We start from the raw sequence: 13503 nt of genomic DNA, 5'->3' as shown, positions 1-13503 counted from the left end.
AATTCAGCATTTCACAGGGACTTAATATCAAGGCGTTACTTTGCAATAATGGCAGTCCCTTTTAAGAAGTCACAACGAAGAGAGTAAGCCCCTGTGAAATGCCCTTAGGGTTGGTTTAAAAGCAATTTATACGGCGTTATTGATTTTAACAAGGGAAAATGACCATCCTTTACAATCAATGCCTTGTCTAAATTGCTTTTAATTCCAACTGAAACTCGTATCTTGAGGTGGTTTTGGTATCTATCTTATAAAATAATGATATACGATAAACACACATTAGTGATCATTTGATGACAAGTAAACAGATATTTAATTTACTTAAATTCTACTTATTAATATGCTCAAAAAAACGGATGCCTGATTAATCTTGGTTATTATTTTCACTCGGCTGTTCAGGCTCAATTAAAGCTTGTTGTTTTTTCTGTTTGAGCTCCACTTGTCTCACTTTTTACGTCACTTTTTACGTCACTTGTTTCGTTTAGCTTTGGCTTGGTATCAGTATCAGTGCTCAGCTCTGTGATTGGTTCTGGCTCACGTTCTTCTGTAATGGCATTATTTTCATCTAACCAAACAAGTGCGTCGTAATAGCGACGGATATTATCAACGTATTTAACAGCGACATCGCCACGAGCATAACCGTAGCGGGTTTTACGGTAATAGCGCTTTTTAATTAAAAATGGCAGGCGTTTTTTAACGTCAGCCCATTTATCGGGGCTTGCACCTTGTTGTTCGGTAATTATGCGAGCATCGTTAACGTGGCCCCAACCTACATTGTAAGCTGCTAATGCAAGCCATGTTCTATCCGGTTGCGGGATTCTGTCTGGAATGCGTTTAATCAGCTTAGTTAAATATTTTGCACCACCGCGAATATTTTGTTCAGGTTCTAATCTGTTAGTGACACCAACCTGCTTTGCCGTGCTGCGAGTAAGCATCATTATACCGCGCACGCCAGTAGGAGATTTAGCGCGTGGATTCCACATTGATTCTTGATAACTAAGTGCTGCTAATAAACGCCAATCAAGACTCCCAGCATATTGTTCAAACCATGGCTGATAGGTGGGTAAAGTTTCTTTAATTGCTTCTATATAGGCGAGAGTGTTTACATAATTAAATTGGCGTACGTGACCAAAGTACTTTTCTTCAAGTACGTAAAGTTGGTTGCTTTGTTTTATATCACCAAAAAAAGGTACGAGTAAAGCATATAATGAATCGTCTTTTGTTTTTTGAAGTATCCATGCAATAGGGTCGTTATGACTCACTGAAAAACCAATACTTAAATTTGGGTGATAACGACGAAATAATGACAACGTATGTGTGTCGGCAAGTGTGTAATCTATCTCACCATCAATAACCGCTTGCAGAAGCTCTTCTTCGTCAAACTCTTCGCTTTCTGTCCAAGTTAGCTTGGGGTTGTTTTTCTTTATTTTTTGTAGAGTAAGCGAGTGACTACTTTTAGCTATAACGGTAAAGTTACCATCTAGGTCGTCAAAGTCACGTGGGCGAACACGCCCTTGTTTATAAACTAACTTTTGGCTAATTGTGCGATAAGTTGGGCCATAGCGATATTGCTCTGCCCGAGCTTTATTATAGGTAAGTCCTGAGGCAATTAAATCTAAGTCGCCGTTTTCAAGGCGTTCAAACATATCAGATAAGTTAAAAAATGGTACTATTTCAAGCTCTACACCTAAATATTCGGCAAAAGCTTGTGATAATTCATATTCAAAACCTTGCTCGCCTTGTACCGCTTGATAATAGTTACTAGCACTGGCAAGTGTGCCTACACGAATTTTATTTTGCTCTTTTATTTGGGCGAGTTGAGTTGGTTGTTCTTGCATATCACATGCACATAACAACATAACTAAAGTAATGATTATTATTAGTTTTTCTTTGAACATTGTGTGCCCCTTAATCTCGCTAGCCACCGTTATAGCAAAACTAAGCCATCGCGTCACTTTACGTTTTATTTTATTAACTAAAATAGACTATAAATAAAGCCAAAAAGTTAATTTTATGAAAAGCGTAATTTTGAGTTAAATCTGAATGCTAATTGGACTATAATGCGTGCCTAAAATATCGTTCAATCCCTAACCCCGGATGAAATTATCTATGTTGATCCTTCGTGGTGCACCAGCACTTTCAGAGTTCAGAGTTAATAAAATTTTAGCGCGTTGCCAACAATCGCAACTTCCTGTCACTAACGTATATGCCGAGTATACTCACTTTGCCGATTTAACATCGCCTTTGAGTGCTGCTGAGCAAACCAAGCTTGAAAAGCTATTAACTTACGGTCCAACTATTGCTGAGCATACCCCAGCAGGCAAACTTGTACTCGTTACACCTCGCCCTGGTACCATTTCACCTTGGGCATCTAAAGCAACTGACATTGCCCACAATTGTGGTTTAAAGCAAGTTCATCGCGTTGAACGCGGTATTGCTTATTATGTAGAAGGCGATTTAAACGCAGGGCAATTTGCACAAGTCACGGCGTTATTACACGACCGTATGACTGAAGCCACGCATAGTGAGTTTGAAAATGCAGCGCAGTTATTTCGCAGTGATGCACCGCGCCAAATGTCGTCTGTCGATATTCTAGGTGGTGGACGCGAAGCGTTAGCTAAAGCGAATGTTGAGCAAGGTTTTGCCCTTGCTGATGACGAAATAGACTACTTGGTAGAAAACTTTATAAAGTTAGGGCGTAACCCTAACGACATCGAATTATTTATGTTTGCACAAGCAAACTCAGAGCATTGTCGTCATAAAATATTTAATGCTGACTGGACAATCGATGGAAAAGAGCAGCCAAAATCGCTGTTTAAAATGATTAAAAATACGTTTGAGCTAAATCCTGAAAATGTATTGTCGGCGTATAAAGATAACGCGGCAGTAATGAAAGGCTCAAAAGCGGGTCGCTTCTTCCCCAATGCGCAAGGTGAATATGCGTATCATCAAGAAGACATTGAAATACTAATGAAGGTTGAAACTCATAACCACCCAACCGCTATTGCGCCATTCTCTGGTGCGGCTACAGGCTCTGGTGGTGAGATTCGCGATGAAGGCGCAACAGGTCGTGGCTCTAAGCCAAAAGCAGGTTTAGTTGGCTTTACTGTATCAAACTTACGTATTCCAGGTTACGAGCAACCATGGGAAAGCGATTTTGGTAAGCCGGGTCGTATTGTTAACGCACTTGATATAATGACAGAAGGTCCGCTAGGTGGCGCTGCATTTAATAATGAGTTTGGTCGTCCTAACTTATTAGGTTACTTTCGTACTTACGAAGAAAAAGTAACAAGCCATAATGGCGAAGAAGTACGTGGTTATCATAAACCAATTATGCTTGCCGGTGGTTTAGGTAATATTCGCTCTGATCATGTTCAAAAAGGCGATATTCCTGTTGGCGCTAAATTAATTGCGCTAGGTGGGCCTGCAATGAACATTGGTTTAGGTGGTGGTGCTGCATCAAGCATGGCTTCTGGTCAATCGAACGAAGATTTAGATTTTGCTTCAGTACAACGCGAAAATCCAGAAATGGAACGTCGTTGCCAAGAAGTTATCGATAAATGCTGGCAGCTAGGTGATGAAAACCCAATTGCATTCATCCACGATGTAGGTGCTGGCGGTTTATCAAATGCGTTTCCTGAGCTTGTTAATGATGGCGGACGTGGTGGTAAGTTCCAATTACGTAGCATTCCTAACGATGAGCCAGGCATGGCACCACACGAAATTTGGTGTAATGAATCACAAGAGCGTTATGTACTCGCTGTTGGCGTAGAAGACTTTGACCGCTTTGAAGCAATTTGTAAGCGTGAACGTGCCCAGTACGCTGTTATAGGTGAAGCAACCGCTGAACCTCACTTAACAGTGTCAGACAGCCATTTTGAAAATAACCCTGTTGATTTACCGCTGGACGTATTATTAGGTAAAGCACCTAAAATGCACCGCGATGTAACGTCAAAGCAAGTTGTTGGTAAAGCGCTTGATACTACATTAATAAATGCAGCAGATGCAGCGCAGCGCTTAATGCGTTTACCAGCCATTGCAGAAAAAACATTCCTAATAACAATCGGCGATCGCTCAGTTACGGGTTTAGTAGCGCGCGATCAAATGGTTGGTCCTTGGCAAGTACCTGTTGCTAACTGTGCCGTCACTGCAGCAACGTACGATACATACCACGGTGAAGCTATGTCACTTGGTGAACGTACTCCTGCAGCATTACTTAATTACGGTGCATCTGCTCGTTTAGCTGTAGCTGAGTCGTTAACTAATATTGCCTGTGCAAACATTGGTAGCCTTGAAAACATTAAGTTATCGGCAAACTGGATGGCAGCAGCGGGTCACCCAGGTGAAGATGCTGGTTTATATGAAGCTGTTAAAGCCGTTGGCGAAGAGCTTTGTCCTGCGCTTGGTTTAACAATTCCTGTAGGTAAAGATTCTATGTCAATGAAAACGACATGGAAAGATGAAGGTGACTCACAAGAGCAATCAGTAACATCACCGCTTTCACTGGTTATAACTGCGTTTGGTCGTGTTGACGACGTACGTAAAACAGTAACACCAGAGCTACGTACAAATAAAGGCGATACATCGCTTATATTAGTTGATTTAGGTGCGGGTAAAAACCGCATGGGCGCATCAAGCCTTGCACAGGTTTATAAGCAATTAGGTGATGTAACCCCTGATGTTGATAACCCAGAGTTATTAAAGGGCTTTTATAACGCAATGCAAGCGCTTGTGGCTGATAGTAAGTTACTTGCTTATCATGACCGCTCAGACGGTGGTTTATTTACCACGGTTGCTGAAATGGCGTTTACGGGTCACACCGGTGTAACGATTGATTTAGCAGCTTTAACAGGTTCAGACATTGAAGCGCTTTATAACGAAGAGCTAGGTGCAGTAATTCAAGTTGCAAATGCTGATTTAGATGCAGTAAATGCGGTGTTTGAACAACATGGTATAGCAGCCATTAGTCACAACATTGGTACGCTTAATAGTGATGATACGATTATATTTAACCGTGGCGAAAACACGGTACTTAATCATACGCGTACTGAGCTTCGTACTATTTGGGCTGAAACAACGTATCAAATGCAAGCCCGTCGTGATAACCCTGAGTGTGCTAAGCAAGAGTTTGATGCCAAATTTGATGCAAAAGATCCAGGCTTAAATGTAAAACTAAACTTTGATTTAAACGAAGACATAGCAGCGCCATACATTGCAACCGGTGCTAAACCGCAAATGGCTATTTTACGTGAGCAAGGTGTTAATTCTCATTTAGAAATGGCGGCAGCGTTTAACCGTGCAGGCTTTGCAGCCGTTGATGTACACATGAGCGACATTTTAGAAGGTCGTTTAACACTAGAGCAATTTAAAGGTTTAGTGGCATGTGGTGGTTTCTCATACGGTGACGTACTAGGTGCTGGTGAAGGTTGGGCTAAGTCTATTTTGTTTAACGACATGGCACGCGATCAGTTCCAAAACTTCTTCCATCGTGAAGATACCTTTAGCTTAGGTGTATGTAACGGTTGCCAAATGTTATCGACGTTGAAAGAGTTGATCCCTGGCACTGAGCACTGGCCGCGTTTTGTAACGAATAAATCAGAGCGTTTTGAAGCTCGCTTTAGTTTAGTAGAAATACAAGAGAACCCGTCTGTGTTCTTTAACGGAATGGCAGGTTCACGTATGCCTATAGCGGTTTCTCATGGTGAAGGTCATGCTGAGTTTGCAAACGATGCAGCCACTAAAGCGGCGCTTAATAGCGGCACTGTCGCGGTTAAGTTTGTAGATAACTACGGTAACCCTACAACGCAGTACCCAGCGAATCCTAATGGTTCCCCAGAAGGTATTACAGGTATTACGTCAACTGATGGCCGCGCCACTGTAATGATGCCGCATCCAGAACGTGTATTCAGAAGCGTTGCCAACTCTTGGCATCCTGATGAGTGGAGCGAGGATAGCCCGTGGATGCGTATGTTCCGTAATGCACGTAAAAATGTAGGTTAATTTAATTACTTTTATACAAGTTAGATTCATAATCTAGCTGTAAAATAAAAAAGGCTGCACTGTGCAGCCTTTTTTGATTAGTATAGTTTTAGCTAAAAGCACAAAGCATTTAAGGATAGTATGTTTAAGCGAGTTGGTTTAATTGTTGGCGTTGTGTTGCTAAGTACCTTGCTGCTTGGTTATGTATTTCGCTTGCCATTATTACAGTGGGTTATAGCGCCTGAACTTAAAAAAGTGGGTGTCACATTAAACTGCCTTGATTTTTCAATCACGTCTAGCTTAAATATTCATGCTGATAGAGTGTGTTTAAATTATCAAAATCAACAATTGCAACTTACTGGTATTACTGCAAATACAAAGCGTGTAGATATTGAAAATGCAGTGCTAACAGTTAATCCACTCCCTAAAAGTAAAAATGCCAATCAGCTTGCTAAAAACCTCGATTTAGCACTTCCCCTAAATCGCCCATTAATCAATATTAAACAGCTTGTAGTAAAAAGCGAAGAATTCAATAAGCCACTTAAAATAAGCATATTAGAACCCGAGCTAAATAAATTTAATGTCACGGGTGATATAAACGCGAGCGCAATTTTGACTGCTAATAAAGTAAGTGGTCAGTTTGCAGTAAATGACACTCTTTTAAAGCAGGTTATAAACACTAAAAATACATTAATAGAAGATTTTAACTTTAATACTCAGCAAGCATTTAGCTTTGATGGTATAGAGCTTGAGTTAAATGGCGATATTAGCTCCCAGTTTGCTCACACGTATAAGCAGTGCAAAGTTAACGTATTAACCACTGGTAAATTGGCGGCGCGTTTTAATTTAAATAGCCAAGCGTTAATGTTTAATACCGATTTGCTTAATAACAAAATTAATTTAACACCAAGCTGTACTGAGTTAATTCCACCGAGTGAATATGCAGGCTTTATTAGCAAACAAGTTCCTTTAAATTGGCAACTTAACTTTCCTAAATCAATTGGCTTAGAGGGTAGTGAGCTCAGTGTACCTGTAATTAATTTGATGAGTGAAAGCGATAAGCAATTTGATATTTTAATAACAGATACAACACTTAATATTAAATCTCCACTTGAAAACTTACAGACAAATTTATCAGCTCAAATAAATACACCCGATATAAATAACATTAATGTTAACGCTCGTTTGGCTGAAACTGCGATTAAAGGCGATTACGCTATTGCGCTTGAAAGTTTACCTGAGTTTGCTCCTGCAACAGCGAATGGGCTTAGCCTCAATGGTCACTTTGATATAAGTGGGTTTATAGACTCAAAACCAATTGGGTTTATAAATGCTAAATTAACGCTTAATAGTGTAGATGCGTTTGATATAAGTGCAGTGCAATACCAAGGTGATTTAACAGCAAAAATGGATAAACAGTTAAACGCAGAGGTAGCGTTAACCCAGCAATTAAAAAGCGCAGAATATAAAGAATTTAAAGTCACAGATATAAGTAACACATTAACAGCAAAGGCTAATTTAGGAGTAGGTGAGTTATTTGCTGATCTAACAGCAAAAACGAATATAAAAGCTGTTAATAGCCCTGACATAAAACTTAATAATATAAAAGTAGAGTCTACTGGGCTGCAAAGCCGTGCACTTAAAGCCACGCATCACGCATTTATAAACGATGTTGAGTTAGTGGTAAATCATCATGTATCGTCGCAAGCTCATCCGTTTGAAGTGATTATTCCTGAGCAAAGTGTACTGCCATTAAATACTGTTATTAATCAATTTGAGCCACTTGCACAGCTAACTGAAGGTGAATTTAATGGTTATATTAGTGGCGATGTAAACTTGCAAAATGCATCGTTCAATATGGATGTTAGTCACGCAAGTGCACTGTATAACGACTACCTTGCAAATGATTTAAACAGTGTATTTAGTGGGGAATATAATTCAGGCAAGCTTAATGTAAAACCAACTACCTTTAATTTAAATGAGTTTAGAGCCGGTGCCGTAGTTAAAAAGATTAAAGGGCTATGGCAAGTGAGTGGCAATACCGCGCTTATAAATGATGTAAAAGGAAGTGTGTTTGGTGGCGAGTTTTCATTAGATACCTACACAGTAGGGAAGCCAAATCAAGTTGCTAATGTTAAGTTTGAAAACATTGATGCCAGTAAACTCGTTACACTCGACGATAAGTCGGGCATTGTATTAACGGGGCGCTTGGCGGGGTCTTTACCTATCCATTTTGATAGTGGAAAAATTGAAATAATTGACGGTAGCTTATTTAGCCAAGGCACCGGTAATTTAAAAATTACCAATAATGCCGCGTTTGATTCGGTGATGCAGCAACAGCAAGAGTTGCAACCTGTGTTAGGGTTATTAGCAAATCTAGATATTCAAAAGCTAAATAGTAGTGTTGAACTAAAAAACGATGGCTGGTTAAAACTAGGGGTTAATTTACAAGGCTATAATAAAGCAGAGCAGCAGCAAGTTAACTTTAACTATAACCACGAAGAAAACGTGTTTACACTTTTACGCGCACTGCGTTTAAGTGACGAAATTACACAAAAAGTTGAGCAACAATACTCACAAAAAGGAAACTAATAATGAGACAGTCGTTATTGATAAAAGTACTGCTCGCGCTAGGTGCTATTAGTGCACTAAGTGCCTGTACGCACCGAGTTGAGGTGTCTGCTAAAGAGCCCATTACGATTAATTTAAATGTGAAGGTCGATCACGAAATTCGCGTAAAAGTAGATAAAGAACTCGACAATTTATTTAGTGACGACAGTGAGTTATTTTAAGGAGCTAGAACATGAATACGAAGAAAAAATTAAACATTATTACGTTAGTTAGTGCAGTATGTATGTCGTTCTCTGCGTGGGCTATTAGCCTTGATGACGCTAAAAACCAAGGTTTAGTAGGTGAAGACAGCTCCGGTTATTTAGGACTTGTTGTACAAAACGCAGAAGCAAAAGCCGTTGTTGATGATATAAATGCAAAGCGTAAAGCGCAGTACTTAAAGTTGGCTAAAAAGAATAACTTGTCGCTTTCACAAGTAGAAGCGCTTGCTGCCGCTAAAACAATTGAAAAAACCCAAAGTGGTCATTACGTTGAAGTAAATGGTAACTGGGTTAAAAAATAAGCGTTTGTTATTGTCTTGTTTTGCACAAGGTTTTGCACAAAGCTTGTACAAGCCAAAATAAAACCGAGCGTTTAAGCGCTCGGTTTTTTACAGCCTTCAAGTAACTGCTGCCAAAAATCAATACCCTTACGCCTTGCTAGGTTTATATTATGCTCAGGAATCGATTCAGGTTCGTTATAACTATCAAGTGCTTCGCTCATGCTTGCTTCGCGAATTAAATGCAAAGTAGGAAAAGGTGCTCTATTTGTATAGTTTGCGGCATCGGTTTCATCACTGTCGGCAAATACGTAATCAGGATGAAAGTTCGCAATTTGATACTTTCCTTCAAACCCTTGCGCGACTAAAAGTGCATTAGCTAAATCGACCAAGTCTAAAAAATCTTCAAAGTCACTAAAGCCGTTGTCAAACATGATAAGGGTGGTTTCGCGCTCTGGTTCGCGGTCAAGCTCAACACATTGCTCAAGCATATCCATTACAGCATCATCCATACTTGCTGCTGGACTTACGATGTAATGAATACAGTTGTTTTCTACTTCTTTACGAGCAAACGGGCAAAAGTTATATTTAACAATAACAGATGACACCCATTCGCGGGTTTGGCTTATAGCTATGTTAGTCACGGTTTTGGCTCTAAATATTGATTAATAATGGTAAGTGTTTTTTGTATTGCACCTTGGTTTTTAGCTACGCATTGCGCAGCTTTAATGCCTAAGGTTTGGCACGCTTTGGTGTTTTGGCTAAACGTTATGAGCTGCTTTGCTAGTTCGTCGTTACTATCAACCATTACAGCGCCTTTAAGTTTTATTAGCTCGGGATAAACATGATCAAAATTGTATGTGTGCGGACCGGTTATTACACCTACTGAAAACGCAGCTGATTCGAGTGGGTTATGCCCACCTCTGCGAATTAAGCTGCCGCCAATAAAACTCACATTTGCAGCGCCATATAAACACAGTAACTCACCAAGCGTATCTGCAAGGACTACTTGCTCATTGCTATAGTTATTTTGGCTGCGACGGCTAAAACTAAGTGGGCTTTGTGTTAAAAGCTCTGCCACTTTATCAAATTGCTCTGGATGGCGCGGGGCAATTATAAGTAATGCATTGGGTTGCTTTTTTAGTAACTGTTGATGGGCTGCAAGTATCAACTCATGTTCTACAGGGTGTGTTGAGCCTGCTACCCATACAAAGCGTTCATCATTGTTGTGTTTATTACTGTTATAAAGCTGTTTAAGATTAAGTACTTTGGCTAATTGCTCGTCACTTGGTGTTATATCAAATTTTATTGAGCCTGTTACATGGCTTTTTGAAGTTTCGAGACCAAGCTGTATAAAACGCTCCGCATCCGCCTTGTTATGACTCGCAAGTACTGTAATTGAGCGCATGATAATATGCGTTAATTTAGCGACCTTTTGATAGCCTTGCTGCGACTTTTCAGAGAGTCTTGCATTGATAACAAGTACCGGTATATTTTTTTTGTGACTTATCGCCATTAAATTTGGCCATAGCTCGGTTTCTAAAATACATAATGCTTGTGGCTTAATACGCTTTAAAAATCGGGCTGTCGCAAACGGAAAATCGATTGGTAAGTAGCTACACGCCACAGTATTTTTAAACAGGCTAAGTATTTGCTCTCTGCCTGTTGGGGTATTACAGGTTATAAGTATATTTAGATTTGGATGCGCTTTTTGAAGAGCTTTAATGAGCGGCGTTGCGGCAAGTACCTCACCAACAGAAGCACAATGAAAAACTAAAGGTTTGGTTTTAGTCGTAAATAAAGACTTACTGACAAACCCAAAGCGCTCTTTAAAGTGTGCACGATAGCCTTGGTTTTTTTTACCTCGTAATATATAGAGATAAAATACAATCAGTGGGCTAATAAAAATTAATGCGGATGAGTAAAAAATGCGTGCCATACTGATCTTTCTTAAAGGGAGATGGCGTTAGTTTACCGTGAAATAGCCGTTTTCTAAACATACTCACAATAAAATATGGTCTGGGTTCAGTTATTACCCGATAAAATGCACACAATTAAATAAAATTATGGAATAATGGATTTAATTTTCCCTGCTATTTCAGTTCCTAGAGGAATTTTTCATGTCAATTATCGATTCAGTGGCAACTAGCTACGTTGAAACATTAAACCGTCATCAAGCATTATTTGAAACGATGGAAGCTTATCATCAAGAATCTATGCAACTGTTAGAAGCATGCCACAGTGCATTACAAGCTGGTGGCAAGATTGTATGGTTTGGTAACGGCGGTAGTGCAGCCGATGCACAGCATTTAGCAGCAGAATTTGTAGTGCGTTATAAATTAGAGCGTGGTCCGCTTGCCTCTATGGCATTGACTACAGATACATCAATTTTAACAGCACACAGCAACGATTATCACTTTGATACGGTGTTTGAACGCCAAGTTCAAGCGCTATGTAAGCCAGAAGATTTAGTTATTGGTTTAACCACATCAGGTACTAGTAATAATATTAACTTAGCATTAGAAGCTGCAAATAAACTAGGCGCTTTTACAGTGGCACTAACTGGGCGAGATGGCGGTAAAGTAAAAGATATTGCTAAGTTACCTATCATTATAAAAAATGACGAAACAGCACGTATTCAAGAAGCTCACATGTTTATAGGTCACTGGTTATGTGAAGCCATGGATATGGTTGTTGCGGAGCAGCAGTAATGGATTTATCGTTATTAAAAAACTTATCAGCGGCACGCATATTAGTTGTTGGCGATGTAATGCTAGACCGTTACTGGTATGGCGACACAGGTCGAATTTCGCCAGAAGCGCCAGTCCCTGTTGTTAAAGTAAGTAAGTTTGAAGACAAAGCGGGTGGTGCAGCTAACGTTGCAAAAAATATAGCGCGTTTAGATGCAAAAGTTGGCTTACTGGGCTTAATTGGTGAAGACGAAAGCGGGCAGATTTTAGAGACTATTCTAAAAGGTGAAAAAATAAGTTCACAATTAGTCAGTGTATGTGATTTACCGACTATTTCAAAAATGCGTGTTATTAGCCGTCATCAACAACTCGTTCGTCTTGATTTAGAAGAAACGTTTACTGAGCAACACAGCCAGCTTTTATTAAACCGTTTAGAGTTGGTACTTGATGAATACGACTTTATTGTGTTTTCTGATTACAGCAAAGGATCTTTAAGCTTAATTAAGGAGATGGTAAGCCTTGCTAAGGGCGCCGGAAAAACGGTTTTAATCGATCCTAAATCGCCAGATTTACATTTATATGAAGGTGCTGATTACATTACGCCTAATTTACATGAGTTTAAGTTAGCGGGTGGTCAAACCAATTCAGAAGAAGCTTTAGCTGCAAGTGCGCGTGATTTAATTAGCAAAAATGGCATTAAAGCCATGTTGCTTACGCGTTCTGAGCAAGGTATGTCGTTAATTAATGCAGATGAAAAGTTTGATTTTGCAGCACAAGAGCTTGAAGTAAGCGATGTAACTGGGGCCGGTGATACGGTTATAGCTACACTCGCGGTTATGCTTGGTGCGGGAATGGAACCTAAAGATGCTGTCGAAATTGCCAATTTAGCGGCAGGTATAGCGGTTAGTAAATTTGGTGCAGCAACTGTCTCGCCAGAAGAATTAAGTCGTAAGCTTGGTCAGTATTTACATACTAGTGGTGAGCATTACCAAACACCATTTGATGATGTACTTCAGCATATTGAATTTGCAAAACAAAACGGTGAAACCATTGTATTCACTAATGGCTGTTTTGATATTTTACATGCTGGGCATGTGCGTTATTTAGCACAAGCTAAAGCGCGAGGCGATAGGCTCGTTGTTGGATTAAATAATGATGAATCTATTACGCGCTTAAAAGGGGCGGATCGTCCTATTAACCCACTAGATGAGCGTGCAATGGTACTTAGCGCACTTTCATCTGTTGATTGGGTTATTCCGTTTGGTAGCTTAGATGAAAACGATACTCCCGCTAAATTAATTGAGCAAATAAGCCCTGATATTTTAGTTAAAGGTGGCGACTATACCGTAGAGCAAATAGCGGGTGCTGAGCATGTACTTCGCCATGGCGGAAAAGTTGAAGTGCTTGAATTTTTAGATGGGTGCTCAACATCAAAGGTAATTAGTAAAATTAAGCAGTAATACCAATTTTATCAAAAACATGATCATTCTAGCGTATTAAATAACTCACTAACGACGTTAAAAATTATTTATATAGAACAACTATGTATCATAATTTTAGCCTTGTTATTGAGCTGCTTTTTTATCGCTATAATAGATCACTAATTTAATGCAATTGGTATAATTAACCTGAGCTCTGGATAATAAATCTATCTCGAGCAGCTATTTTCAGCGCTAACTGCGTTGAATTTACTTGCAATAGGCCAGCTATTGACGCGTAAATTCGCCT

General features: G+C 39.7%; 9 protein-coding genes. 6 read left to right on the top strand and 3 right to left on the bottom strand.

The window, feature by feature from the left end; genetic code table 11:
* Positions 1-398: 398 nt before the first annotated feature.
* Entirely contained in the window at positions 399-1895 is a 1497-nt protein-coding gene (mltF, locus tag ACJJVZ_RS16155; RefSeq protein WP_405601933.1) for a membrane-bound lytic murein transglycosylase MltF, read from the bottom strand.
* A gap of 211 nt (positions 1896-2106) precedes the next feature.
* Between mltF and purL the strand changes: the two genes are divergently transcribed.
* The 4 genes from purL to ACJJVZ_RS16135 all read left to right on the top strand — a co-directional run bounded on the left by purL (position 2107) and on the right by ACJJVZ_RS16135 (position 9109).
* Positions 2107-5997 (top strand): phosphoribosylformylglycinamidine synthase, encoded by a 3891-nt coding sequence (purL, locus tag ACJJVZ_RS16150; RefSeq protein WP_405601930.1) that lies wholly within the window; start codon positions 2107-2109, stop codon positions 5995-5997.
* A 120-nt stretch (positions 5998-6117) separates the two neighbouring features.
* A complete protein-coding gene (locus ACJJVZ_RS16145; RefSeq protein ID WP_405601928.1) occupies positions 6118-8568 on the top strand; it encodes a YdbH domain-containing protein in 2451 nt (816 codons plus the stop codon).
* Between the two features lie 2 nt (positions 8569-8570).
* On the top strand, positions 8571-8768 hold the full coding sequence (locus tag ACJJVZ_RS16140) for a YnbE family lipoprotein (RefSeq protein ID WP_002961070.1): 198 nt from the start codon (positions 8571-8573) through the stop codon (positions 8766-8768).
* 11 nt (positions 8769-8779) lie between these two features.
* The gene (locus ACJJVZ_RS16135) at positions 8780-9109 is read left to right on the top strand and encodes a YdbL family protein (RefSeq protein WP_002961068.1); all 330 of its coding nucleotides are present in this window, start codon (positions 8780-8782) and stop codon (positions 9107-9109) included.
* Between the two features lie 71 nt (positions 9110-9180).
* Here the strand turns inward: ACJJVZ_RS16135 and ACJJVZ_RS16130 are convergent, their stop codons facing one another.
* A complete protein-coding gene (locus ACJJVZ_RS16130) occupies positions 9181-9729 on the bottom strand; it encodes a DUF1415 domain-containing protein (protein ID WP_024598958.1) in 549 nt (182 codons plus the stop codon).
* Positions 9726-11024, bottom strand: a complete 1299-nt coding sequence (gene waaA, locus ACJJVZ_RS16125; protein ID WP_405601924.1) for a lipid IV(A) 3-deoxy-D-manno-octulosonic acid transferase — start codon at positions 11022-11024, stop codon at positions 9726-9728. Before waaA ends, ACJJVZ_RS16130 begins: the two co-directional genes overlap by 4 nt.
* A 181-nt stretch (positions 11025-11205) precedes the next feature.
* Here waaA and ACJJVZ_RS16120 point away from each other — a divergent pair, with 181 nt between their 5' ends.
* Both ACJJVZ_RS16120 and hldE read left to right on the top strand, forming a co-directional pair.
* Positions 11206-11796, top strand: coding sequence for an SIS domain-containing protein (locus ACJJVZ_RS16120; RefSeq protein WP_002961065.1), 591 nt, complete (start codon positions 11206-11208; stop codon positions 11794-11796).
* Positions 11796-13235, top strand: coding sequence for a bifunctional D-glycero-beta-D-manno-heptose-7-phosphate kinase/D-glycero-beta-D-manno-heptose 1-phosphate adenylyltransferase HldE (gene hldE / locus ACJJVZ_RS16115; protein ID WP_405601921.1), 1440 nt, complete (start codon positions 11796-11798; stop codon positions 13233-13235). Before ACJJVZ_RS16120 ends, hldE begins: the two co-directional genes overlap by 1 nt.
* The last annotated feature ends 268 nt before the right edge of the window (positions 13236-13503 follow it).

Origin of the sequence: Pseudoalteromonas sp. Ld19, from assembly GCF_045064135.1 — a bacterium.
GTDB classification, from domain to species: domain Bacteria; phylum Pseudomonadota; class Gammaproteobacteria; order Enterobacterales; family Alteromonadaceae; genus Pseudoalteromonas; species Pseudoalteromonas aliena.
The sequence above is the reverse complement of the archived record's forward strand: the minus strand, read 5'-3'. Positions and strand labels throughout refer to the sequence as shown.